General features: G+C 68.5%; 19 protein-coding genes. 10 read left to right on the top strand and 9 right to left on the bottom strand.

The window, feature by feature from the left end:
- Positions 1–7: 7 nt before the first annotated feature.
- The gene (locus tag QE360_RS08750) at positions 8–748 is read left to right on the top strand and encodes a FadR/GntR family transcriptional regulator (RefSeq protein WP_309700859.1); all 741 of its coding nucleotides are present in this window, start codon (positions 8–10) and stop codon (positions 746–748) included.
- A gap of 148 nt (positions 749–896) precedes the next feature.
- Here the strand turns inward: QE360_RS08750 and QE360_RS08745 are convergent, their stop codons facing one another.
- Positions 897–1,793 carry a sugar kinase gene (locus QE360_RS08745; RefSeq protein WP_309700857.1) on the bottom strand — a complete coding sequence of 299 codons (897 nt, stop codon included), beginning with the start codon at positions 1,791–1,793 and terminating at the stop codon, positions 897–899.
- 143 nt (positions 1,794–1,936) lie between these two features.
- Between QE360_RS08745 and uxuA the strand changes: the two genes are divergently transcribed.
- Genes uxuA through QE360_RS08730 form a run of 3 tightly spaced genes read left to right on the top strand, consistent with a single transcriptional unit; the run spans position 1,937 to position 5,978 of the window.
- Positions 1,937–3,130, top strand: coding sequence for a mannonate dehydratase (gene uxuA, locus QE360_RS08740; RefSeq protein WP_309700854.1), 1,194 nt, complete (start codon positions 1,937–1,939; stop codon positions 3,128–3,130).
- Positions 3,127–4,539, top strand: a complete 1,413-nt coding sequence (gene uxaC, locus QE360_RS08735) for a glucuronate isomerase (protein WP_309700852.1) — start codon at positions 3,127–3,129, stop codon at positions 4,537–4,539. The genes uxuA and uxaC overlap by 4 nt, the downstream gene beginning before the upstream one ends.
- Complete coding sequence (locus QE360_RS08730; protein ID WP_309700850.1) at positions 4,536–5,978, top strand: mannitol dehydrogenase family protein; 1,443 nt, start codon at positions 4,536–4,538, stop codon at positions 5,976–5,978. Before uxaC ends, QE360_RS08730 begins: the two co-directional genes overlap by 4 nt.
- Here the strand turns inward: QE360_RS08730 and QE360_RS08725 are convergent.
- The 5 genes from QE360_RS08725 to QE360_RS08705 all read right to left on the bottom strand — a co-directional run bounded on the left by QE360_RS08725 (position 5,912) and on the right by QE360_RS08705 (position 14,134).
- A complete protein-coding gene (locus QE360_RS08725; protein ID WP_309700848.1) occupies positions 5,912–7,708 on the bottom strand; it encodes a family 43 glycosylhydrolase in 1,797 nt (598 codons plus the stop codon). The genes QE360_RS08730 and QE360_RS08725 overlap by 67 nt on opposite strands.
- Positions 7,705–8,385 (bottom strand): DUF6445 family protein, encoded by a 681-nt coding sequence (locus tag QE360_RS08720; RefSeq protein ID WP_309700846.1) that lies wholly within the window; start codon positions 8,383–8,385, stop codon positions 7,705–7,707. Before QE360_RS08720 ends, QE360_RS08725 begins: the two co-directional genes overlap by 4 nt.
- Before the next feature lie 26 nt (positions 8,386–8,411).
- On the bottom strand, positions 8,412–11,417 hold the full coding sequence (locus tag QE360_RS08715; protein WP_309700844.1) for a TonB-dependent receptor domain-containing protein: 3,006 nt from the start codon (positions 11,415–11,417) through the stop codon (positions 8,412–8,414).
- Between the two features lie 174 nt (positions 11,418–11,591).
- On the bottom strand, positions 11,592–13,136 hold the full coding sequence (locus QE360_RS08710; protein WP_309700842.1) for a tryptophan 7-halogenase: 1,545 nt from the start codon (positions 13,134–13,136) through the stop codon (positions 11,592–11,594).
- Entirely contained in the window at positions 13,133–14,134 is a 1,002-nt protein-coding gene (locus tag QE360_RS08705) for a LacI family DNA-binding transcriptional regulator (protein WP_309700840.1), read from the bottom strand. The genes QE360_RS08710 and QE360_RS08705 overlap by 4 nt, the downstream gene beginning before the upstream one ends.
- Positions 14,135–14,311: 177 nt before the next feature.
- Here QE360_RS08705 and QE360_RS08700 point away from each other — a divergent pair, with 177 nt between their 5' ends.
- A complete protein-coding gene (locus QE360_RS08700) occupies positions 14,312–16,600 on the top strand; it encodes a glycoside hydrolase family 3 N-terminal domain-containing protein (protein ID WP_309700838.1) in 2,289 nt (762 codons plus the stop codon).
- Between the two features lie 129 nt (positions 16,601–16,729).
- On the top strand, positions 16,730–17,866 hold the full coding sequence (locus QE360_RS08695) for a DUF2252 family protein (RefSeq protein ID WP_309700836.1): 1,137 nt from the start codon (positions 16,730–16,732) through the stop codon (positions 17,864–17,866).
- Positions 17,867–17,917: 51 nt separating this feature from the next.
- Here the strand turns inward: QE360_RS08695 and QE360_RS08690 are convergent, their stop codons facing one another.
- Positions 17,918–18,520 carry a DUF2076 domain-containing protein gene (locus QE360_RS08690; RefSeq protein ID WP_309700834.1) on the bottom strand — a complete coding sequence of 201 codons (603 nt, stop codon included), beginning with the start codon at positions 18,518–18,520 and terminating at the stop codon, positions 17,918–17,920.
- A gap of 179 nt (positions 18,521–18,699) precedes the next feature.
- Between QE360_RS08690 and QE360_RS08685 the strand changes: the two genes are divergently transcribed.
- A complete protein-coding gene (locus QE360_RS08685; RefSeq protein WP_309700832.1) occupies positions 18,700–19,188 on the top strand; it encodes a hypothetical protein in 489 nt (162 codons plus the stop codon).
- The gene (locus tag QE360_RS08680) at positions 19,185–20,120 is read left to right on the top strand and encodes an SMP-30/gluconolactonase/LRE family protein (RefSeq protein WP_309700830.1); all 936 of its coding nucleotides are present in this window, start codon (positions 19,185–19,187) and stop codon (positions 20,118–20,120) included. Before QE360_RS08685 ends, QE360_RS08680 begins: the two co-directional genes overlap by 4 nt.
- A 273-nt stretch (positions 20,121–20,393) precedes the next feature.
- Here QE360_RS08680 and QE360_RS08675 read toward each other — a convergent pair whose 3' ends face one another.
- On the bottom strand, positions 20,394–21,899 hold the full coding sequence (locus tag QE360_RS08675; RefSeq protein ID WP_309700828.1) for an FAD-dependent oxidoreductase: 1,506 nt from the start codon (positions 21,897–21,899) through the stop codon (positions 20,394–20,396).
- Between the two features lie 30 nt (positions 21,900–21,929).
- Positions 21,930–22,499 carry a Dps family protein gene (locus QE360_RS08670; RefSeq protein WP_307100895.1) on the bottom strand — a complete coding sequence of 190 codons (570 nt, stop codon included), beginning with the start codon at positions 22,497–22,499 and terminating at the stop codon, positions 21,930–21,932.
- 195 nt (positions 22,500–22,694) lie between these two features.
- On the opposite strand from QE360_RS08670, the gene QE360_RS08665 reads away from it, so the two are divergent.
- On the top strand, positions 22,695–24,059 hold the full coding sequence (locus QE360_RS08665) for an alpha/beta fold hydrolase (RefSeq protein ID WP_309700825.1): 1,365 nt from the start codon (positions 22,695–22,697) through the stop codon (positions 24,057–24,059).
- Positions 24,056–25,603 (top strand): GMC family oxidoreductase, encoded by a 1,548-nt coding sequence (locus QE360_RS08660; RefSeq protein ID WP_309700824.1) that lies wholly within the window; start codon positions 24,056–24,058, stop codon positions 25,601–25,603. The genes QE360_RS08665 and QE360_RS08660 overlap by 4 nt, the downstream gene beginning before the upstream one ends.
- Positions 25,604–25,623: the final 20 nt, after the last annotated feature.

The raw sequence follows: 25,623 nt of genomic DNA, 5'->3' as shown, positions 1-25,623 counted from the left end.
CTTGGCCATGGCAAAAAAGCCCGACAATGGCCGCTTGTACGAGCGGATCGCGCGCGAGATCGGCGCGAAAATCACGGCCGGCGACTATGCGGTGGGCCAGCGCCTGCCGTCCGAGCGCGACCTGGCGCAGGCGCATGCGGTGTCCCGCCCCACGGTGCGCGAGGCGATCATCGCGCTCGAACTCGACGGGCTGGTCGAGGTGCGGATGGGATCGGGCGTCTATGTGACGGCCGCCACCCCGCATGGCGGCGAGCCGGGCCAGACCGATATCGGCCCCTTCGAGCTGCTGGAGGCGCGCCGCACGATCGAGAGCGAGGTCTGCGCGCTGGCGGCCACCCGCATCGACGATGCGACGCTGGCCGAATTGCGCACGCTGACCGACGCGCTGCACGACCCCGATCTGGAGCGCGCCGAGCTGGCCGACCGGCGGTTCCACGAAACGATCGCCCGCGCGACGCAGAACAGCGCGATGGTGGCGATGGTCGAGCTGCTGTGGAACGCCCGCGAACGCTCGCCGCAATATCGGCTGCTCAGCGACAAGGCGCATGGCGCGGGCGTCGTCCCCCGGCTGGAGGACCATGTCGCGATCCTCGACGCGCTGATCGCGCGCGATGCGGACGCCGCGCGGGCGGCGATGCGCCAGCATCTGACCAATGTGCTCGACGCGATCCTGGCCGCGACCGAAGTGCACGAAATGGAACAGGCGCGCGCCCGCATCGCCGCACATCGGGAACGCTACGCGGTCTGATTCCTGATCGTCGCCCCAGCGCAGGCTGGGGCCTTTGGCGAAGGGCCAGGGTGAGTCGTGAAAGATCCCAGCCTGCGCTGGGATGACGGTGGGATGACCGTTATTTGGCACGCACCACCCCCGACCATGGCCGACCAGCCCGAAGGCGTCAGCCCGGCATGTCGGCATCACGCGGCGGGATCGCGCCGGGGCGCATCACCGTCCATCCCGCCAGCCGGTGCCCGCGCAGCGCCGCCTCGGCCGGGTCGAGCCCGTCGAGCCGCGCCGCCAGATACCCGGCATTGAACGCATCGCCCGCGCCGCTGGTATCGCGCGGCGACAACCGTTCGGGCGGCGGCACCAGTCCGCTCGCCAACAGGCACCCCTCGGCCCCCAGCTTGACCACGACCTCGCGCGCGCCCAGCCCGTGCCAGCGCGCCTGCACCGCCTCGGCCGAGCTCGTCCCCTCCAGCATCGTCTCGTCCTCCAGCGTCGGCAGGCCGATATCGCACACCGCGATCGCGCGGCGGCACGCGGCCTGCGCGGTCGGCTGGTCGGGGAACAGCCGGGGGCGGTAATTGCCGTCGAACGCCACCCGGCCACCCCGCGCGCGCACTCGCTCGGCCAGCGCGATCAGCCGGTCCTGCCCCTCGGGCTCCAGGATCGCCATGGTGATGAGCGAAAAGAGCAGCAGGTCCGCCCCTTCCGCCTCGGCAAGCACCGCGTCGCTACCGGGCAGCGACAAGGTGCGCCGCGCCGCGCTCTGCCCGCGCCAATAGGCGAAGCTGCGCTCGCCCGCCGCGTCGGTGGTGATCGCATACAGGCCCGGCATCCGCGTCGGATCGCTCTGGATCAGCGAAGTGTCGATCCCCTCACCCGCCCAGTCGTGGCGCAGCGTCGCGCTGAACGGATCGTCGCCCAGCGCGGTGACGTACCGCACGTCGCGCCCCATGCGCGCCAGATGGATCGCGGTGTTCAGCGTGTCGCCGCCATGGCCCAGCCGCCAGTCCTGCGCACCGGCCCGCGACAACTCGATCATTCCTTCCCCGACCACGACGATCCGCATGAAGCTTCCTCTCCTCTTTTATACCCTACCGGTCTTGAAAGACTGGCAAGGCCAATTCTACAAAACTGGTCTATCAGAATCATTGCTGCTACCGCATCACCCAAAGCAGCTTGATGTCCGCTGGAGAGGATGGCGACATGTTCATGACCCAGACAATGCGGTGGTTCGGCCCGGCCGACCCCGTACCCTTGTCCCATATCCGCCAGGCGGGCGCCACCGAAGTGGTAACCGCGCTGCACGAAATCCCCAATGGAGAGGTCTGGCCGCGCGCCGCCATCGCTGAGCGGCGGCACATGATCGAGGCCGCCGGACTGGGCTGGACCGTGGTCGAGAGCCTGCCGGTCCACGACGCGATCAAGCGCGGCGAGATGACCGATGCGCTGATCCAGGCTTATGGCGACAGCCTGCGCCATCTGGCGGCGGAGGGGGTGCGCACCGTCACCTATAATTTCATGCCGCTGCTCGACTGGACCCGGACCGATCTCGACTGGCGGTTGCCCGACGGCGCGACCGCCTTGCGCTTCGAATGGGCGGCGGTGGCGGCCTATGACATCCATATGCTGCGCCGACCGGGGGCAGAGGCCGATTATTCGCCCCAGGTCCGCGCCGCCGCCGCCGCGCGGTTCGAGGGCATGAGCGCGGAGGAGCGCCACCGGCTCGAGCGCACGATCATCGCCGGATTGCCGGGCAGCGAGGAGAGCTTCGACTCGCCCGCCTTCCTGCGCGCGATCGACAGCTATGCCGGGATCGACGCCGAACAATTGCGTGCCAATCATGTCGCCTTTCTGCGCGCGGTCTGCCCGATCGCCGAAGAGGTCGGCATCACCCTGGTCGTCCATCCCGACGATCCCCCCTTCCCCATTTTCGGCCTGCCGCGCGTGGTCAGCACAGCGGACGATCTCGACCGGCTGTTCGCCGCCGTCCCCTCGCCCGCCAATGGCCTGTGCTTCTGTACCGGGTCGTTCGGCGCGCGGCCCGACAATGACTTGCCCGCCATGGTCCGCCGCTTCGGCGAGCGGATCGACTTCCTCCATCTGCGCGCCGTCGCCTGGGAAGAGGGCGAGCGCAATTTCCACGAGGCCGAGCATCTGGGCGGCGATGCGCGCATGATCGAAGTCGTGCGCGCGGTGGTCGAGCTGTCGCACGACCAGGGCCGCGCCATCGCGATGCGCCCCGATCACGGCCACCGGATGATGGACGACCTTCATCGCCAGGCCAATCCGGGCTATTCGCTGCTGGGCCGGATGCGCGGACTGGCGGAGCTGCGCGGGGCGGAGAGAGGAATTGCCGCGATGCTGGGCCTGACCCGAGACTCCGTGCAGGAGATGGCGGCATGACCCGTCCGCTGCATCTTCATCCCGACCGGCTGTTCCCCGCCGACCCGACCATTCGCGGCATCGCGCGCACCCTGTACGCCGAGGTCGCCGACCTGCCGATCGTCAGCCCGCATGGTCATACCGATCCACGCTGGTTCGCGACCGATGCACCCTGGCGCGATGCGACCGAGCTGTTGCTGGCGCCCGATCACTATATCTTCCGCATGCTCTACAGCCAGGGGATCGTGCTCGACGATCTGGCCATCCCCAGCAAGGCGGGACGCCCCGCCACCGATCCGCGCGCGGCCTGGGCACTGTTCGCCAGCCATTACCATCTGTTCCGCGGCACGCCGTCGCGCATGTGGCTCGACCATGTCTTTGCCGAGGTGTTCGGCATGTCGGTCGCGCTGGAGGCGGCGACGGCCGACCTGTATTTCGACACGATCGGCGAGAAGCTGGCGACCGACGCCTTCCGCCCGCGCGCGTTGTTCGAGCGGTTCCGGATCGACTGCCTCGCCACCACCGAAGGAGCCGACGATGCGCTGCCGCACCACCGCGCGATCCGCGAATCGGGGTGGCAGGGGCGGGTCATCACCACCTATCGCCCCGACAGCGTGATCGATGTCGAGCATGAGCAGTTCGCGGGCGCGATGCAGCGCTTCGCCGAGCTGACCGGCGAGGATGTGCATAGCTGGTCGGGCTATCTGGCCGCCCATGCCAAGCGCCGCGCGGCGTTCCGCGATATGGGCGCGACCGCGACCGATCATGGCCATCCGACCGCCGCGACCGCCAACCTGTCGACGGCGGAGTGCGAGGCGCTGTTCGCCCGGATCGTCGACGGCACCTGGACCCCGGCCGATGCCGAGCTGTTCCGCGCGCAGATGCTGACCGAGATGGCGAAGATGAGCGTCGCCGACGGCATGGTGATGCAGATCCATCCCGGATCGTTCCGCAACCACAATGCCGCGCTGTTCGCCAGCCATGGTCGCGACAAGGGCGCCGACCTGCCGATGCGCACCGACTATGTCCATGCGCTCAAGCCCATGCTCGACGTGGTCGGCAACGAACGCGACCTGACCATCATCCTCTTCACGCTGGACGAAAGCGTCTATGCGCGCGAGCTGGCGCCGCTGGCGGGCCATTATCCCTGCCTGAAGCTGGGCCCCGCCTGGTGGTTCCACGACAGCCCCGAGGGGATGCGCCGGTTCCGCGAGATGACGACCGAGACGGCGGGCTTCTACAACACGGTCGGGTTCAACGACGACACCCGCGCCTTCCTGTCGATCCCGGCGCGGCACGACGTCGCGCGGCGCGTCGATTGCGGCTTCCTGGCGCGGCTGGTCGCCGAACACCGGCTGGAAGAGGATGAAGCGGTGGAACTGGCCCATGCGCTGACCAGCGGTCTCGTGCGATCGGCCTACCGGCTGTGAGCACGCCCCGGTTGAATGCCGCGCAGGTCGCGGCCTTGCCCCAGGCGGTCGCGCGCCCCGGCTATGACCGCGATGCGCAGAGGATCGGCATCGTCCATCTGGGGCTGGGCGCGTTCCACCGGGCGCATCAGGCGGTCTATACCGACGATGCCATGGCGGCGGGGGATCGCGACTGGGCGATCGCCAGCGCCTCGCTGCGCTCCTCGGGGGTATGCGATGCGCTCGCCCCGCAGGACGGGCTCTATACCGTCACCGATCGCTCGGCGGAGGGCGAGGCCGTCCGCCTGATCGGCGCGGTGCGGGAGGTCAGCGCGGTCGCGAAGGCGCCCACCCGGCTGGCCGCGCTGCTCGCCGCCGCCGATACGCGGGTGGTGACACTGACCGTGACCGAAAAGGGCTATTGGCGGCGGCCCGGCGGCGGCACCGACCTGTCGGGCATCGCGGCCGACGGCAACAGCATCTACCACCATCTGGCCCGCGCGGTGACGGCGCGGCGCGCTGCGGGGCTGGGCCCGCTGACGCTGGTCAGTTGCGACAATCTGCCCGACAATGGCCGGGTGCTGCATGGCGGCGTGGCGGCCTTTCTCGATCATCAGGGACTGGCGGCCGAGCGCGACTGGTTCGAGCGCGAATGGCGCGCGCCCAACACCATGGTCGACCGCATCGTCCCCGCCGTGACCGACGCCGATCTCGACCGGGTCGAGGCGATGCTGGGCCTGCGCGACGCGGCGGCCGTCGTCACCGAACCCTATCGCCAATGGGTGATCGAGGATGATTTCGCCGCCGACCGGCCGCGCTGGGATGCGGGCGGTGCAACCTTCGTCGCGGATGTCGCGCCCTATGAGACCGCCAAGCTGCGGATGCTCAACGGCGCGCATTCGGCGCTGGCCTATCTCGGGCTGGAGCGGGGGCATGACCATGTCCATCAGGCGATCGCCGATCCCGTCATCCGCCCGCTGGTCGAGACGCTGATGCGGGCCGAGGCGGCGACCGGCTTCACCCCGGCCCGAGGGCAGGATCTGGACGCCTATGCCGATGCGCTGCTGGCGCGCTTCGCCAATCCGTCGCTGGCGCATCGCCTGTCGCAGATCGCGAGCGACGGGTCGCAAAAGGTCGGGCCGCGCTGGCTCGGCTCGCTGGCGGATCATGCGTGGCGGGGTACCGACATGCCCGCGACGCTCGCCGCGCTGGGGGCGTGGCTGCGCTTCATCCGCCGCGAGCATCCCGCCTCCCCCGATCCGCGCTCGGGCGAACTGGCGGCACTATGGCAGAGCGCGGGCGAGGCGGGGCTGATCGACGCGCTGTTCGGCGAGCGCGGCCTGCTGGCAAGCGACTGGCATCCGTCCGCGTCGCAGCGGGCGGTGCTGGCGCTTCACATCGGCGCGACCGCGCTGAGCGGGGATACGCCGTTTTCATCGAACGCCTCGACCGCGACATAATAAGGCTGGCCGCTGGTCAGCGCGCGCAAGGGGAGCGTGGCGGCCTCGCCGCCCGCGACCCGGTCCGCGAACAGCTGATAGCTCAGGTACAGCCGGTCGGGCCGGATGCCCCAGCGGACATTATAGCCGACCGCGCCCGGCACCCGCCGCCAGCGGATCGTCGCATCGCGGCTGTCCGCCTCGCGCCTGGCCTCGACCAGCACGGGCGCGGCGGGCACGGGCCCATCGGCGCGGCCGAATACCCGCAGGTCGCTGATCGCCAGATGCGCGCCGCCGATATGGCCGTGGACATAGCGGACATAGCGGGTCCGCACGGCCGCGGGGAGCGCGAAATAGGCGTTGGGCCGGTCGCGACGCGGCGCCTCGGTCCGGGCGAGCGGGTGCCAATGGCGGCCGTCACGCGAATGCTCCAGCCGGAATTCGGTATAGATATCGGGCGCATCGCTGAAGCGCCCCGCCTGGTAATCGGCGAAATTGACCTGCACCGCGCGCACCGTCTTCACCGCGCCCAGATCGACGGTCAGCGTCGCGCCCGCCGCCTTGCTGGGCGACAGCCAGAAGCTGCGGGGATTCTCGTCGGTCGCATCGCTTGCCGGGTGCCCCGCCACCGCCCCGCTCGCCACCACGGGCTTGCGATAGGACAGCAGCATCCACCCGGTGAACAGCGCCTCGGGATCGGTGACGCGGCCGCGCGGCACAAAATGCGGGAAGTCGCCGAAGCGGGTCGAGACATGCATCTGGCCATCAGCCTCGAATGCGGCGGGCCATAGCCCGATACGCCGCTCGAACGTCCAGTTATAGCCGATCCACGGCGTGCCGGTGTTCCACCAATTGCCATGCGCGTCCTGGAAGCTGTTGCCATGCCCCGCCCCCTGGACGAAGCCGCCGGGCTTGTACCCGACCGGGTTGTAGGGCGCATAGGTGAACGGCCCCATCGGCGACGTCCCGACATAGGTGCCGGTGGCATAGCTGTTATACTCGGTCCCCGGCGCGCCATATTGCAGATAATATCGCCCGCTCGTCCGGGTCATCCACGCGCCTTCCATATAGGGGGTGATCGGCGTGCCGTCGGGCAGCGTCCCGCTATGATCCTGGCCGAACCGCTCCCAGCCATGATGCGCGGGGTCGAGCCGGATGAAGGCGCGACGCGGCGTGTCATAGACCATCTTCCCATCGGCAAAGCGCACCGGCGCGCCATAGATCGGAAAGACGTTGGACGAGTTCCAATAGAGATACCAACGCCCGTCTTCGTCCTGGAACAGGTCGGGGTCCCAGGGGCCGGGGGGCACCTGCCCCGGCTTGATGCCATCCTCGAACCCCGATCGCACCGCGCCGGGCAAGGGCGGCATGCGACGGACGAAATAGTCGAGCCTGCCGCTCGCCGGATCGCTGGTCGCATAGATCGCGCCCTGGCCGGTCATCGAGGGCATGATGAGCAACCGCTCCCCGTCCGACCGCACGGCGGGCGCGACGATCCCCTCGGCGGGCCAGCGGCTGGGGGTGACGAAGCGCCAGTGGATCAGGTCGGTCGAGCGCCAATAGCCATCGGCCAGCGTCAGGAAGAGATAATAGGCCCCCTTGAACCGCACGATCACCGGATCGGCGCCGGTGCGGTAGGAGACGCCCTCGTTCACCTGCTCGAAATTATACCGGTAATCGATGTCGACCGGGTTGGCATATGTCTGGCCGGGGGACGGGATCGCGGCGGCGAGCGCGAGCGACAGGATCATGGTCGCGCCTGCACGAACATATTGGCGGTCAGGCGGCCGATGCGCGGATCGGCGCTGAGCGGCATGTCGGGCGGAATGATCCCCGAATGCAGCAGGCTGCCCTGATAGATGACGACGCGGTCGACCCTGGCCTCGACCATGCCGATCCGCTCATAGGCGGTGTCGCTGCCTGCGATATAGCCGGTCCGTGCCGCCCCGGCGCGACGCGCGGCGGCTAGGAAATCGTCGCGATTGGCCGCGTCCACCCGCTCGATATTCGTCGCGCGCTGGCGGTAGAAGGCGGTGCCGCTGCCCGGCGTGTCCGACAGATAATGGAGTACCGCCAGATAGCCCGGATCGGTCGAATCGAAATGCGGCATACGCTGCGCCGGAGACAGGGCATGGGGCGCGGCGGTGATCATCGAGAAACTGGCCTCGATCCAGTCGAACCGATCCACCGCGAACGCGCCGCCGATAAAGGGAGCCACCGCTTCGAGCAGCGCGGTGGCATAGCCATGGCCTGCGCCATCGGCCGGTGTCAGGACGCGCCGGACACCGGGATAGCCATTGCCCGATGCCGGCGGAAACGGTGCCAGCGCCGCCGCCATGGCGACGATCGCCGGGACATCGCCCATCACGTCGTCGACCACCACGACCGGGCTTTGCGACGCGCCGATGCGGAGGAGGCGGGGCGTCATGACGATACCGCCTCCCCGTGCGTCGGTCAGAACTTGTACCGCGCGCCGACCTGGAAGGAGCGCGGCACGCCGATCGTGTCGTTCTCCCGCTTGGTCGGGTTCACCCCCGACCCGGCACCCCAGGCGGTGTAGGTCCGGTTGACCGAGTCGAACAGGTTGAACGCCGCGAAATTGACCTCCAGGTCATGCCCCCAGGGCATGTGGAAATTCTTCGAGATGCGCGCATCGACCGAGGCATAGCCGACGATCTGGTCGGGCCAGAACACGCCGCCGAAATTGCCATAGGCGTTCGCATTTTCCGGCGGATTGGCCGGGAAGATCACCTGGCCGAAGGACGGTCCCGAGCTGAAGGTGCCGGTCAGCGAGATCTTGGTGTCCCACGGCCCCTTGGCGATGCCGGTGCCGACGAAGCGCCACTTCTCGACGCCCGCGACATAGTTCCAGCCATAGGCATCGACGCGCGGGCCATTGTAGAATTCGTCGCCCTGCAATTCCTGCGCGACGTTGCTCTTGGCCTGCTGCACCGTCAGCGTCGCGGTGAAGCCCCATTTGGAGCCCGTCACGAACGGCTTTTCGGCGGTGAAGTAGATGGCGTTATATTCCGCCTTGCCCGCATTCGACCCGATGTTCAGCTTGCCGCTATAGCCGGGCAGGATGCCCGAGGCGGGGAAGAGATCCTCGATCCACTGGTCGCCCTGGCTGGTATATTGGCCGCTGGGCAGGCGGTTGCCGCGCACATATTTGAAGATGTTGTGGCTGCGGATGTGGCTGAACGTCACCGAGGTCTGGACGACGCCCAGCCGCTTGCGGAAGCCGAAGTTGAACTGATCCGAATAGGGCAGCCGGGTGTTGTTGTTGAGCAGCCAGACATCGCCCCCCACCCCGGTCGCGGTCGCCGCCGCGCGCAGCGTATCGACATTCTTGTAGCCGCTGTTCCAGGCCAGCGTCGCGGGCGGCAGCGCGCCGCCATTGCCCGCGCGGATGCTGGCGCAGGTCGGCTGGCCGGGACCGTCGCAGAAGCTGAGCGTGACCGTCTGCTGATAGAGCGCCTTCACCGTCTCGATGCCCGAGGCGATGAACAGCGGCCGGTCGTAATAGCGCCCCGCGCCCGCGAAGAAGATGGTGTCGCGGTCGCCGTTCACGTCATAGGAAATGCCCAGGCGCGGCTGGAACGCCTTCCAATAGGGTTTCCGGTTGCTGCCCGTGGAGATGTAATCCTCCGGGTTGATCCCCGCCGCCTGCCAGGGCTGGTAATTGCGCAGCGCATTGGCGATTTCGGCGGGGGTGACGAACTTGTCGTTCTTGGCGTTGGTCTCGTAATCCCAGCGCAGGCCCGCATTGATGGTGATATGGTCGTTGACCGTCCAATCGTCCTGGATGAACAGGCCGATCTGCGTGTCCTTGGCGGTGGCGGGACGCACCGGCACGACCGAGATGGCGGCCTGTTGCGGGGTCGAATTCTCGAACGAGGTGAAGGTCGACGGCGTGAAATAATAGGCGCCGTTGCCCAGATTGTCCTCGGAGCGCGACAGGTCGTTCAGCGACACCTTGACGCCCGCCTTCACGACATGGCGATCGCCGAAGAAGGTCACATTGTCCTTGAACGTCCAGGTCTTCTGGTTGTCGATCTGCTCGAACCCGTTGGTGCCGAGCTGCGCCACGGCGGCGCCGGGCTTGCCCAGCACGATCTCGGGGCCGGTGCCGGTGCGCGGCGTGCCGTTGAAGACGCTGTTATAGGCGATCGTCGCCTCGTTCAGCCAATGGTCGCCGCGATGATTCCATTCGAGCTGGTAGAGATCGATCTTCGACTCGAGCAGATGGCCGTGCGAAGGCACCGAGATGCCGCCAAAGTCCGCCAGATTGCTCTCGCGGCGGAAGAAGCCGCTGAAATTGACGGTGTCGGCATTGGACAGGAACGCGGTCAGCTTGCCGAAATAGAGGCGCTGGCTGAAGTCCTGCGGATAGCTGCCATTATACTGGCTGGCGATCGCCTGCGGCACATTCTGGGTCGGGTCGGCGGAATTGGTCTGGCCGAGCAGCACCGCCGCCGACGGCGATTTCTGGTCGGTCGCCTCGAACGCGCTATAGATGTGCAGCACGTCCTTGATGATCGGGCCGCCCAGATCGGCGCCATATTGCTTGCGGTCGTAATTGCCCTGCTGAAGCTGGCCGTCGATATTGTTGGCATGGCCCGGCCGGTCGAAATATTTGGTGCCATAGAAGGATTTGGGCTGCCACTCGCCGAACAGCGTACCGTGGTAGGAGGTGCCGCCGGTCTTCGTCACGGCGGTGATGACCGCCGATCCCGCCTGGTCATACTCCGCCTTGAAGTTCTGAGTGTCGACCTTGAACTCCTGCACCGCCAGCTGCGGGAAGGGGTTGCCCTGGCTGAAATTCTGGCCCGCGACGCCGCCGTGATTGACCTGGTTCTTCAGCGACAGGCCGTCGATGAAGACGTTGATGTTGTCGGCGCTGATGCCGCCCGCCTGGACCTGGCGATTGCCGCGCCCCGGCGTCACCGCGACGCCCGGTGCGAGCGCCGCGAAGTTCAGGAAGTTGCGGTCGCTCTGCGGCAGGCTTTCGATCTGCTGCTGCGAGACGTTGGTCGAGACCTCGGCGGTGCGCACCTCCTGGGTGCGGCGGCCGGTGACGACGACATCGCCGCTGGCGACGGCCGCGTCGGCCGATCCGGTGGCGGCGGTGGCGGCAGGCTCGCCGATATCGGCGGTGATGATCTGGCCGACCGGCACCACGACCTCTTCGGGCGGCTGGCCCTGGACTGCGACGCGGTAGGTGCTGGGGCGGATGCCGGGGATGGTATAGTCGCCCGCCGCATTGGTGCGGCCGTTGATGACCTGGCCCGTCGTCAGGTCGGTGATGGTGACCGTCGTACCGGCCGCCGCGCCCTCGACATGGCCGCGCAGGGTGGAGGTCGCTTGGGCCAGGGCCGGCGCGCTCACGACCAGGGTCGCGGCCATCGCCATCGCCGAAATCCCGCGGACCAGACGCACACGATCGATTCTGGATGCCATTTCAATCCCCTCCATGATCATCCCTTGTGCCCCGTCATGTTCCCCGACAGCCGATGACGCGCATCGACCGCCTGAGCCTTTCAGGACTTGTGTAACCGGTTACTTGGCTGCGTAACCGGTTACAACCACCGTGATCGGGTTCCACCCGATATCGATTTCCCTGTTACGGAAATGTCACAGTCCGGCGGGAAGCGCAGGCGCCCGGCAATGGCGGGCGATGAACGCCTCATGGGTGGGCATCGCCGCCGCGACCTCGGCGATAACCTCTTCGACATCCTTCAGAAAGTCGCTCGCCTGGGCATCGGGGATCATGTCGACCATCGGGTCATACCGCGCGGCCAGCCCCTGCCCCAGCAGCACCTGCACCCAGCTTTCCTCGCGGAACAGTTCGGCCTTGCCATGCATGAAGAAGCGCGCCGACGAGCGGAACAGCGCGATCCGCTCGGCCAGGCTGTCGGGCACGTCCATATGCTTGAGATATTGCCAAAAGGGCGTGTCCTCGCGATTCGTCACCTTGTAGTGCGCGATGATGAAATCGCGCACGTCGCGATATTCGAAATCGGTCTGGCGATTATATTCCTCCCGATCGACCGCATGGAAACCGCGCCCCGGAAACAGCGCGATCAGCCGCAGCAGCCCCGTCTGGATCAGATGGATGCTGGTCGATTCCAGCGGCTCCAGGAACCCGCCCGCCAGCCCCAGCGCGACGACATTCTTCTCCCAGGCGCGGATGCGCTTGCCGGGGCGGAAGCGGACCGCGCGCGGGTCGCCCAGCGCGGGCGTGTCGAGATGCGCGAGCAGCGTCGCCGCCGCTTCGTCATCCGAGGTGAAGCCGCTGGCATAGACATGGCCGTTGCCGGTGCGGTGCTGGAGCGGGATGCGCCATTGCCACCCGGCGCCATGCGCGGTCGAGCGGGTATAGGGGGTCAGCGGCCCGCCACCCCGGACGCTCGGCACCGCCAGCGCGCGGTCGCAGAGCAGCCATTGGCTCCAATCCTCATAGCCGACGCCCATCGCCTCGCCGATCAGCAGGGCGCGCATTCCGGAGCAGTCGATGAACAGGTCGCCGTCCACCGTCCGCCCATCGGCCAGCACGACATGGTCGAGAAAGCCGTCACTGGCGCGCGCCTTGGCCGCGACGATCCGCCCCTCGATCCGCTCCACGCCCGCCGCCTCGGCACGCCCGCGCAGGTAGCGCGCATAGAGCGAGGCATCGAAGTGATAGGCATAGTCCAGGTCCGCCATCGGCGAATAGGGATTGGACGGATCGGGCATGGCGAAGCGGTTCATCCGCGCCGCCAGCGTGTTCAGCGCATAATGGTCGAGATGCTTCGCCCGCCCGCGCGCGGCCTCCTTCAGCCAGAACTGGTGACAGTGCAGCCAGTAGAGATCCTGCCCGATCTTGCCGAAGCCATGGATATAGCTGTGCCCCGGTTCGCGCCAGTTGCGGAACTCGATGCCCAGCTTGAAGGTCGCCTGGGTCGCGCGGACCATCTCATATTCGTCGATCCCGGCCAGGCCGTTGAAGGTGCGGATCGCGGGGATCGTCGCCTCGCCGACGCCGATCGTGCCGATCTCCTCGGACTCGATCAGACGGATCGCATAGGCCCCCAGGAACAGCCGCGACAGCAGTGCCGCCGTCATCCACCCGGCGGTGCCGCCGCCGACGATGGTGATGGTCCTGATCGGCGCATTGGGATTGGGATCGGGATCGGTCATGCCGCCCCCGCCGGGGTGGTCGCGCGGATCACCAGTTCGGTCGCCATGACCTGCGTGTCCGGGGTCAGTCCGCCCCCTTCCAGCGCATCGATCAGCCGCGCCACCGCACGCTCGCCCATCCCGGCCAGCGGCGCCCGGACGGTGGTCAGCCCCATATAGCGCGCCAGCGGCACGTCGTCGAAGCCGGTGACGGAGACCGCGCCCGGAACATCGATCCCGGCCCCGCGCAACGCGCCGAGCACGCCCAGCGCCATCATGTCGTTCGCCGCGACGATGCCGTCGCACGGCATGTCCCGCGCCAGCAGCGTCGCCGCCGCCGCCGTGCCCGAGGATTCATGGAAATCCCCCTCGATCACCACAGCTTCGACATCCGGGGCCAGGCGCGCCATCGCGGCCAGGAACCCGTCCCGCCGCTCGCTCGCATCGACATTGCCCGCCGGGCCCGAGACATGGACCAGCCTGCGCCGCCCCAGCCCGACCAGATGCGCGACGCTCGCCGCGATCCCGGCGGCATTGTCGACCCGCAGGGCGGCACGGCCCAGGCCGCGATGGGCGTTGACCAGCACCGCGGGCACTTCGGGGGGCAGCGCCTCCGCCAGCGCCTGTGCGTCGAGCTGCGGCGCCATGACGATCAGCCCGTCGACCCGCCCGCGCATCGCCCGCACCGCCAGCGCCGCGCGCTCGGCATCGGCGTGCATGTTGGACAGGAGCAGATGATAGCCGCGCGCCGTCACCTCGCGGTCCATGCCGCGCACGATCTCGGAAAAGAATTCGCCGTGGAGGTCGGGCAGGACGACGCCGATCGCATGGCTGCGCGACAGCGACAGGCTGCGCGCACCCGCATGGGGGACATAGCCCAGCGCCTTGGCGGCGGCGAGGACGCGCTCGCGGGTGTCCGGATGGACGCTGCTATGCCCGTTCATCGCCCGCGATACCGAGGCGACCGAGACCGAAGCCTCGCGCGCGACATCGCGGATCGTGGCCGATGACTGCCTCACACCCCTCCCCCCATTTCCGGCGCAGGTCCGGCTCGCTCCATCCCTCACATCGTATCTTGTGCGACGTGTCCAGCCTGTGTAACCGGTTACAAAAGAGCGTCAATGCGAAAGTCGACAGGCGCATGCCGAAGCCCGAAGGGCCGCGAGCATTCGCCACATCCTAGGGGAGAATCGCCAATGTCCGACACCAGAATCTCGCGGCGTGCAGCGCTGCTCGGCGCAGGCGCGGTGGCGGCCTGGGCGGCCAGCCCGGCGCGCGCGCTGCTCGCACAAGGCGACGGCGTCGCGCTGCCTGCCTCGGTCGAGGCGATCCTGGCGCGCATGACGCTGGAGGAAAAGGCGGGGCAGCTTCAGCTGAACGCGGCGGCCTGGGGCGGCGGCGTCGCCACCGCGCTCAACCCGCCGTCGAACGGCCCCAGTTTCGAGGGGCAGCTGGCCGATGCGGTCGCGGGCAAGCTGACCGGCGTGTTCAACGGCAATGGCGCGGAAATGGCGCGGCGGATGCAGGGCGCGGTGATGCGCAATTCGCGGCTGAAGATCCCGCTGATCTTCGCCGCCGACGTGATCCATGGCCACCGCACCATCTTCCCGGTGCCCGTCGCCGAGGCGGCCAGCTTCGAGCCCGACCTGGCGATGCGGACCGCGCGGATGGCCGCGTTCGAGGCGGCGGCGGCGGGCATCGACTGGACCTTCTTCCCGATGGTCGACATCGCGCGCGACCAGCGCTGGGGCCGCACCATGGAGGGCGCGGGCGAGGACGTGCTGCTCGGCAATTTGTTCGCCGCCGCGCGGGTGAAGGGTTTCCAGGGCAAGAGCCTGTCCGCCGACGATGCGGTCATGGCCTGCATCAAGCATTTCGCGGCTTACGGCGCGGGCGAGAGCGGGCTCGACTATAACATCGTCGACCTGTCCGAACGCACGCTGCGCGAAGTCTATCTGCCGCCCTACAAGGCGGGGTTCGACGCGGGCGCGATGAGCGGCATGGCCTCGTTCAACGAGATCGACGGCATCCCCTCGACCGGCAATCCCTGGCTGATGAAGCAGGTGCTGCGCGACGAGTGGAAATTCCCCGGCATCATCGTGTCCGACTATACCGGCGACGAGGAGATGATCGCGGCGGGCTTCGCTAAGGACGGCAAGGATGCCGCGCGCCTCGCCTTCCTGGCGGGGGTCGACATGAGCATGCAGTCCAACCTCTATGCGCTGTACCTGCCCGAGCTGGTGCGCGAGGGCGCGGTGCCGCAGGAGGTGCTCGACCGCTCGGTCCGCCGCGTGCTGGCAGTCAAGCAGATGCTGGGGCTGTTCGACGATCCCTTCCGCCGGATCGACCGCAAGCGCGAAACCGCGCGGTCGCGTACCAAGGCGGCCCTCGCTTTGTCGCGCGAGGCGGCGCAGAAGGCGATGGTACTGCTGAAGAACGATGGCGACCTGCTGCCGCTCGACCCCAATCGCCGGATCGCGCTGATCGGTCCCTTTGCCAGCGGCCAGCACGACCTGAACGGGCCATGGGTCGTTTACGGCGACAACAAGCAGGCGATCGACTTGGTGACCGGGCTGCGCGATGCGGGCGCGAAGAACGTGACGGTGACGCCGGGCTCTGGCGTCGAGCAGGCGCTGCCCGGCGGGATCGAGGCGGCGGTCGCGGCGGCGCAAGCGGCGGACGTGGTCGTGCTGGCGATCGGCGAGAGCGAGGTCATGTCGGGCGAGGCGCAGTCGCGCACCTCGATCACCGTGCCCGCACCGCAGATGGCACTGGCCGAGGCGGTCGCCCAGGCGGTGAAACCGTCCGGCAAGCCCATCGTCGTCCTGCTCAAGAACGGGCGCGGCCTTGCGCTGGAGGGCGCGGTGAAGGACGCGCCCGCGATCCTCGTCACCTGGTTCCTCGGCTCCGAGACCGGCCATGCCATTGCCGACATCCTGTTCGGCAAGGTCGGGCCGTCGGGCCGCCTGCCGCTCAGCTTTCCGCACGAAAGCGGGCAGGAACCCTATTATTACGCGCACAAGGCCACCGGCCGTCCCGCGCCGGAGGGGCCGCGCGTCCCCTACAAGACCCAGTGGCGCACCGCGCCCAACGCGGCGCTCTATCCGTTCGGCCATGGCCTGACCTATGGCAAGGTCTCCTACGGCGCGGCGCAGGTGCCCGCCAGCCTGCCCTGGGACGGGCGGATCACGGTGTCCGCCACCGTCACCAATGGCGGCACCCGCCCCTGCGAGGAGGTGGTCCAGCTCTATATCCGCGACCGCGTGGCCAGTATCACCCGGCCGGTGCGCGAGATGAAGGCGTTCCGCAAGATCGCGCTCGCCCCCGGCCAGAGCGAGGTCGTGAGCTTCACGCTGACCCGTCCCCAGTTGGAGTTTCTGGGCCGGGACCTGCGCCCCACGGTCGAGCCCGGCACCTTCGACGTGTGGATCGCCCCCTCCGCGCAGGACGAGGGCGCGCATGGGACCTTCGACCTGATCCGCTGACCGGCGCGGCGGGGCATGATGCGGGGCAGGCGTCGCCCCGCCGCCTGCCCCGCCCGCCAGCAACATTTTGTTACTTTCGGCGACGGGCGGCGTTTGAAGAGCATCCCTCCTGTCAGGTGCCCCCGATCGATGCCCCTTCCCGCCGAACGCCACGCCATCCTCGACCATCGCCGCACGCTGAAAATGGCGCGTTCCGCCCATGCCTATGTGCGGGGCAACACCGCGAAATTCTATGAATGGCTGGCGGCGTCGCCGGTCGCGGCGCGGGTGCCGCAGGGGCCCGCCATCTGGATCTGCGGCGATTGTCATCTGGGCAATCTGGGGCCGCTGGCGAACGGCGCGGGACAGGTGGAGATCCAGATCCGCGATCTCGACCAGGCGGTGATCGGCAATCCGGCGCATGACCTGATAAGGCTGGGGCTTTCGCTCGCCACGGCGGCGCGGGGATCGGACCTGCCGGGCGTGGTGACAATGCGGATGCTGGAGGAGATGGTCGACGGCTATGCCGCCGCGATCCGCGACCCCGGCAGCGATCCCGGCGACGAATCGGATGTGGTGCGCAGCGTCGAGCGCACCGCGCTGGGCCGCCGCTGGCGCCACCTCGCCAGGGAGCGGCTGGACGCGGTCGAGCCGCGCATCCCGCTGGGCAAGAAATTCTGGGAACTCGCGCCCGAGGAACGCGACGCGCTGGAGCATCTGTTCGAGGACGAACGCGTCGCCGCGCTGGTGCTGGCGCTGAAGGGCAAGTCGAAGGAGCGCGAGGTGCGGCTGGTCGATGCCGCCTATTGGATGAAGGGGTGCAGCTCGCTGGGGCTGCTGCGCTATGCCGCGATCGTCGGGCTGAAGGGCGGCAAGGGCCAATGGACCTATGCGCTGGTCGACCTGAAGGAAGCGACCGATCCGCTCGCCCCCGCCGCCGCCCGCGCGCTGTCACCCCATCTGGGGCAGCGGATGATGCCGGTGCGGATGCTCGACCGTTCGCTGTTCATCCGCGAACTGACGCCGCAGGACCTGAAGCTGGAGGTCGACCAGTTCAGCCAAGGCGAGGCGGTGCGCGCCGCCCGCCATCTCGCCTTCGTCGTGGGCAAGGCGCATGGCCGCCAGCTGGACGATCGGGCCAGGGCCGACTGGCTGGCGATGCTCGACGCCGACCGGGGCGGCGCGGTCGACACGCCCTCCTGGCTGTGGGAGAGCGTCGTGTCGCTCGCGGGGCGGCACGAGGCGGGCTATCTGGACCATTGCCGCCACTATGCGCTTGCCGCCTGAACGACGGCGGACGGGACCGGTCGGGCCGGGGCCGTCCGCCGGGGCGCGGCGTCAGTAATCGTCCGACGGGTCGAAATCACCGCCATTGTCCATTCTGCCATCGTCGAAGCGGCGGTCGTCATCATCCCCGTAATTGTTGATGGTGATATTCTCGGGCCGCTCCATGAAGCCCTGACCGCCACCACCGCCGAACAGGCCGCCGCCGCCCTGATGGCCGAACATGTCCGACAGGCCGGAAAACAGCATCTGGCCGCCGACCACCCCGGCCGCCGTCGTGCCCGCGCTGCGCAGGAAGCTGCCGAGCCCGCCGCCGCCGGAAAAGACGCCCGGCCGCGCCTCGGGCGGGGGCGGCGCATAGCTGTCCTGCGGCCGCGCGCCCCAGGGGCCGCCCGCGCCCTGCGGCAGGAAGCTGCTGCCGGACGGGGCCGGGGCGTATTGCGGCTGCTGGCGTTCCAGCTCGGCGATGCGCTGTTGCGCGGCGTGGAGCGACTGGTCCGCGACGATCGCATGCTGGACCAGCAGATAGGCCGCATCCGGATTGGATGACAGCGTGCGGGCGATCATCGCCTCGGCCTCGCCATCCTTGGCGCTGGTCCGCGCGACGGCCAGCTCATCGAGGAAACGGGTGAGAAGGGTGCGTTCTTCGGCGTTCATCGGGGCACTCCAGTGATGCGACCGGAACATCGGCCGGGCGTCGGTGGAATCAAGATCGCCGGCGATGGATGACCGATAATTCACCGCGCCGGAACGCGGCGTCCACGATTCGGTTGATCCGGCATCGACGCGGTCGGCGTGCCCCGGACGGGTCCGCCGCCGCGCATCGAGGGGAGACGATGATGACCGACCTGCCGAGCCGCGTTCCGCTGGACAATGACGGCACCGATGCCGACCGCCCCCCGGTCCTGCCCTTCCTGAACATGTGGGCCGCCATCGACGGCACCAGCCGCATCGACCTGTCGCGGATGACCGGGTTCGGGATGAAGAGCGTCGGGGGCAAGGCATCGCCGCAATGGATGCGTCCCTTTCCCGGCGAGGTCGCCGCGATCAACTTCGCCATATTGCCGGTCGGCTGGACCGGCGACTGGCACGAAAGCCCCAGCCCGCAATGGGTCATCCCGCTGCGCGGCCGCTGGTTCATCGAGACGATGGACGGCAACCGGGTCGAGATGGGGCCGGGCGACATCCATTTCGGCCAGGATCAGGACACCACCGATGGCAAGGGCCACCGCTCCGGCCAGATCGGCGACGAGCCCTGTTTCCAGATCATGATCCAGTTCGCGACCTCGCCCGCCGCGCAGACGCGCGATCCGTTCGGCGCATGACGGGCAACCCTCCCCCCTTGCTGACACCCGCACGCCTGCGTCCACCGGGACCGCCCGCGCCGACCGAGGCCGCCCCGATCCGCATCCACCATGCCGCCGCGCGGGAGGTGCTGGGCGAGGCGCGGCTCTTCACCCTCTACGATCAGGCGAGTTGGAGCGAAGGGCCGGTCTGGTGGCCGCGCGCGCGGACGTTGGTGTGGAGCGACATTATTGGCCGCCGGGTGCTCGGCTGGCGCGAGGATGGCGCGGTCGACGTGCTGCTCGACGCGACGCCCTTCATCAACGGCAATGCGGTCGCCGCGGACGGCGGCCTCGTCCATTGCGAGCATGGCCGCCGCGCGATCAGCCGCTCGGACGGCACCGGCATCCCGACGCCGATCGCCACCCAGGCGCAGGGCCAGCGGCTCAACGCGCCCAATGATCTGGCCGTCGCCGATGACGGTTCGATCTGGTTCAGCGACCCGACCTTCGGCCTGGAAAACCCCAGGCAAGGCGTACCCGGCCGGTCCGAGAGCGGGCGCACCGCGATCTGCCGGATCGGTGCGGACGGAATGGCGGTGCGCGTCATCGACATGGCACAACCCAATGGCCTGGCCTTCTCGCCCGACGGCCGGACCTTCTATGCCTCGCAGACGCCCGAACATGGCGAGGGCGAGGTCGCGATCTTCGCATTCGACCGGCATGGCGACACCCTGTCGAACCGCAGGCTCTTCGCCCGCGTGCCGCAGGGCATTCCCGATGGCTTCACCGTCGACCGGCGCGGCTGGCTGTGGAGCAGTTCGGAGATCGGTGTCGAGCTGTTCGATGCCGAAGCCCGGCACCTGGCGACCATCCCCACGCCGCACCTGTGCAGCAACTGCGCCTTCGACACCGACGAGCGGCGGCTGTTCGTGACCGGCGGAGAAAGCCTCTGGATGCTGGCGCTGGGGTAAGCGCGCGGCGGAGTCGATTGCCATTCAGCGATGCCTTTCCTTCCCTCTCCCCTGGACAGGGGAGAGGGTTAGCGAAGCTTGTCAGCCTGCTGGCTAGCGCAGCTTGGGTGAGGGGTCGAGCGAGCCCAAAGGCTCGCGCGCTCGCCAAGCGAGCGCCCACCCCTCACCCAGCTTCGACTAAGCCTTTGCTTTCGCAAAGACCAAGTCTGCGCAACCCTCTCCCCTCTGCGAGGGGCGAGGGAAAGAAGACGCAATACTGAATGGCGATGCGACCTAATCGCGCTCCCAGCCATGTTCCTTTTCCAACGCCAGAACGTCACGCCCGGCGGTCAGGACCGCCCGTTCGCGCCCCTCCTCGGCAAAGGACACCACGAAGTCCCGTCCGGGAATGTCACCGTCGATCGCCCGGTCTTCGGTCGATGCGACATGGCCGACATAGCGCAGGCTCAGGTCGTAATGGCCCGACCAGAAAAACGGCACTTCGGTATATTCCGCCTTGCCCTCGCCCATCAGATGCCGGGCGAGCCATTGACCCATGCGCTGTGCCACCACCCAATGCTCGACGCGGATCGGATGGCCCAGCCGGGGATCGGGCACACTGGCGATGTCACCGATCGCATGGATGGCGGGGTCAGAGGTACGTAGGCAGCCATCGACCTGCACCCCGCCCCCCGCTTCCTTGGCGGCGAGCGTCAGCCCGGCCGCCTCGGCCAGCTCGGTTCGGGGCGTGGCACCGATACCCGCAACCAGCAGATCGCCCTCGACCCGGCTGCCGTCGTCGAGCGTCGCGGCATGCCCGTCCCAGCGCGCGACGCGGCGGTTGAGGTGGAAGGTCACGCCCTTGGACTGGTGGAGATCGCGGATCATCGCGCCGACTTCCGGCCCGGCGGTCTTTTCCAGTGGCAGGTCGGCGTCGGACACCACCGCCACCTCCAGACCGCGCGCGACCAGTGAGGCCGCGACTTCCAGCCCGACATAGCTCGATCCGATGATGATCGCGCGCGCCGCGCCTGCCAGCGCGGCGATCAGTCGGTCGGCATCGGCCAGGCCGCGCACGACATGCACATCGTCCCGGTTCGCGCCGTAGAAATCGGGCGGCACGGCGGCCGATCCGGTCGCCAGGATCAGAATGTCATAGGCCACACGCTCGCCGTCACCGAGCACGACCGCCCCGGCATCGCGGTCGATCCGCGTCACCGCCACCCCGGTCCGCAGCGTCACCCCCTCGCCCGGCAGCGGGAGCGCGGTGTCGTCGCGATCCGCCTTGCCCGCCAGATATTGTTTGGAACAGAAGGTGCGATCATAGGGCGCGCCCGGCTCGTCCGACAGGAGCGTCACCGTCGCATCCGCGCCGTGTCGCGCCAGCATCTCGGCACAGGCATGGCCCGCCCCGCCGCCACCGATGATGACGACCCGGCCGATCCTCCGCCCGGCCTTCGCCGGTACGACCTCGGCCCGTGGCGCGGGCCCCTCGACCCGGACCCGCCCCTGCTCCTCGACCACCGTGAAGCGTTCGAGCGGGGCAAAGGCAGGCGCGCCCACCGCCTCGCCCGTCTCCACGTCGAAACGGGCATGATGCCAGGGGCAGCGGATCGTGCCATCGGCGACGATCCCGTCGGCAAGCGGTGCCTTCAAATGGGTGCAGGTGCCCGCGAGCGCGCAGACACGGCCCCGATGGCGGACCAGGACCACGTCCTGTCCGTCCACGACCCCGGCAAGGATCCTCCCTTCCTCCAGATCGGTGGAGGCGATGCCTTTCGCCAGATCACGGTCCGCCATCGCCTCACCCTTTTCCGTCGGTCGTCCGGATCAGTCCGCGCGCTGCAATTCGGTCGCGGCGAGATGCTCGCCGATGAACCAGACCTGCGGCTCGCCGGTGCGGATGATGTCGCTGACCAGCAGGTCGTTGGTGCCGTCGTCGCCCGATTCATCGGCCGTCTTGGCGCCTTCATGCGCCTGTTCCAGAACGATCTTGTGTGCCTCGAGCAGCCGCGCGAGCATGGTCGGCACATCCTCGCGGCCACGCGGCGGGCGCGGAATCTTGGTCATCTCGGCCACGTCATGCGGCGTCGCGATGCTGATGCCGCCTAGCGCCTGGATACGTTCGGCGACCATGTCGACCAGTTCGGCCTGCTTCTCATAATGAGTGTCGAGCAGCAGATGCAGTTGATAGAAGGTCGCACCCGACATCTGCCAATGATGCTTCTTGTACAGGTCCCGCAGCATGATCGTGTCGGCCAGCACCTGGTTCAGGATCGACACGCTTTGCTTGCGGGCATTTTCGGACAGGCCGAGGGGAAGGTCTTTCAGCGTGCCGAACGGCTGGATTTCGCGATAGTCGATCTTGTACTGCGGCTGCGCCTGGTCGGTATCGGTCACGATGTCACTCCACTCTGCAATGATCTTCGTTCCGAAGCGCTTGTTCCCGCACAGGGTTCCATGAAATTATCGACAAGGCTGCGGGAACAAAAAGCGCGGCGATCATGATCCAAATTAATTTTGTTACGGTCGGTTTGGGCGGGAACGCTCCGGCTTTTGCGACGTCCAGCATGGGATTTATCCGGGCGAGACCGCATGACCCAACCCATATTGGTTTTTCTTCACGCACTCGGCGCCAGCAGCGGGGAATGGGATCTGGTGCGCCGCCAGCTCGGCCACCTGCCCAGCCTCGCGCTCGACCTGCCGGGGTTCGGTGCGCGGAGCGACGAGGGCTATGCCGATGTCACCGCGATGGCGGACGATCTGGCCGACGCGATACGCCGCCACCGTCTGACCGCGTGCATCCTGGTCGGACACAGCATGGGCGGCAAGATCGCCACCCTGGTCGCGGCGCGCGCCCAGGCGGGCGAGCAGGGGCTGGCCGGTGTCGTCGGGGTCGTGCTGGTCGCCGCCTCCCCGCCCGCCCCCGAGCCGATGGACGATGACCGTCGCGCCCAGATGATCGGCTGGGTGTCGGACGGCCCGGTCGGACAGGCCGATGCCGAGACCTTTGTCGACGCCAACACCGCCCGGCCGCTGCCCTCGCCGCTGCGCGAACAGGCGATCGCCGATGTCCGTCGGTCGAGCCGCGAGGCATGGCTGGGCTGGCTGGAGCGCGGCAGCCGTGAGGATTGGAGCCGACAGGCAGGCTCCATCACCATCCCGACGCTGATCGTGGCGGGCGCGGAGGATGGCGATCTTGGCGAGGATGCGCAGGCCCGGCTGAACCGGCCGCATTATCGCCATGCCGAGATGCGCGTGGTCGAGGGTGCGGCGCACCTGATCCCCTATGAACAGCCTGAGGCGCTGGCCGCGCTGATCGCCGATCACGCCGCCTCGCTCGCCGGGTCGATCCTTCCCGCCGGGTTCGTCCATGTCCTGGGCTCCGATCGGGTCAGCCGCCGGACCCGCGCTGCGATGCTGGAGCGGACGCGGCCGGTATCCGATGAACAATGCGGCTGGTCGGAGGCGCAGCTGGCCATGGTCGCGGCGCTGATCGCGCATGTCCTGCCCGACCAGGGGGCCGATCGCGACCTCGCCCGCCATGTCGGTGCGGCGGTCCATGGCCCCGGCGATGGCTGGCGCTTCGCCGACCTGCCGCCGGATGGGGTGGCATGGACACAGGGACTGGCCACGCTCGACGCGCTGACCGGCGGGTTCGTCACGCTGGACCATGCGGCGCAGGCCGAATGGCTGAAGCGGATCGACGCCGGGGGCATGGACGACCACGGCGACAGGGCATCCGGCCCCGACCGGCTCACGCCCGACCAGATGGCCCTGTGGTTCCAGGACGTCCGCGCGGAGATCGTGCGGCAATGGATGGCCTCGCCCGCCGCGATGGCCGCCATCGGCTATGACGGCTTCGCGGTCGGCGGCGATGGCCCCCGCAAACAGGGCTATGCCCGCACCGCCGCCAACGATGCCGAACGCTGGCAGCACGCCACGGAGACGACCGCATGAGCCGCCCCCCTTATGCCGAGCATGACATGGTCGACGCGGTGGTCATCGGCACCGGCGCGGGCGGCGCGCCGCTGGCCGCGCGCCTCGCCAAGGCGGGCCTGTCGGTCGTCGCGCTGGAGGCGGGCCACGCCTTTCGCCCTGACGAGCATGTCGCCGACGAGGTGGCCGCCACTATCTATTGGATGGAGGAGCGGCTGAGCGGTGGCGCCGACCCCACCGCCTTCGGCTCGAACAATTCGGGCATGGGGGTGGGCGGATCGACGCTGCACTGGGGCGCCTTCTGCCCCCGGCCCGATCCCCGCGACCTGCAACTCCGGACGATGACCGGGCAAGGCGCAGACTGGCCCGTCGCCCATGCCGAGCTGATCGCCTATATCGAGGAGGTGGAGGCGTTCACCGGCGTTTCCGGCCCCGCGCATTATCCGTGGGACGACAGCCGCCGCTATGCCTATCCGCCGGTGGCGCGCAACGCGTCGGCCGACGCCATGGCGCGGGGCTGCGCGGCGCTGGGCATCACCGCGACCGACGCACCCGCCGCGCTGGTGTCGCGCGATCGGGACCAGCCCTATTGGGGGCAGCGCCAGGCCTGCGTGAATTGCGGCACCTGCCACCAGGGATGCCGCAACGCGTCCAAGACCAGCATGGACACCAGCTATCTCCCCTATGCCGTCGCGCATGGCGCCGAGATTCGCGCCGGATGCCGCGTGCTGTCCTTCGATCGCGACCATCAGGGGCGGATCGACGCCGTGGTCTATCGCCAGGACGGCGAGGACCGCCGCCAGCGCTGCCGCGCGGTGTTCCTGTGCGCGGGCGGGGTGGAGACGCCGCGCCTGCTGCTGAACCTCGGCCTCGCCAATTCCAGCGGACAGGTCGGGCGCAACTTCATGGCGCATGTCGCCACCCAGGTCTGGGGCCGGTTCGATGCCGAGATGCGGATGAATCGCGGCTATCCCTCCTCGATCATCACCGAGGACATGATGCGCCCCGGCGATGCGGATTTCGCGGGCGGCTATCTGATCCAGAGCCTGGGCGTGCTGCCCGTCAATCTGGCCACCGGGCTGGCGCGGGGCGCGGGCATGTGGGGGGACCGGCTTCAGGACACGCTGCGCCACTATAACCGGATGGCGGGGATCGGCATCAATGGTGACTGCCTCCCCCATCCCGACAACCGCCTGACCCTGTCGGATGAAACCGATGCGTTCGGACAGCGCAAGGCGCGGATCGACTTCAGCTATCAGGCGAACGAGCGCGCCATCGATGCGCATTCGCGGCGCACCATGACCGCCATCTGGAACGCCGCGGGCGCCAGCGACATCTTCGCGGTCGACCGTTCGGCCCACACCATCGGCACCTGCCGCATGGGCGACGATGGCGACGAGGCGGTGGTCGATGCCGATGGCCGCAGCTTCGACATCCCCAACCTGCTGATCTGCGACAATTCGATCTTTCCCAGCGCGCTGGCCGCCAACCCCGCGCTCACCATCATGGCGCTGTCGCTGCGCACCGCCGACCGGTTCCTGGCATCGTCGCGAGGGCAGGCGTGACGACGGGCGCAGGGCCCGCC

It is taken from the genome of Sphingomonas sp. SORGH_AS_0789 (assembly GCF_031453055.1).
Lineage (GTDB): Bacteria > Pseudomonadota > Alphaproteobacteria > Sphingomonadales > Sphingomonadaceae > Sphingomonas.
Note: the sequence above shows the minus strand (reverse complement) of the source record. Positions and strands in the feature narration are given on the sequence as shown.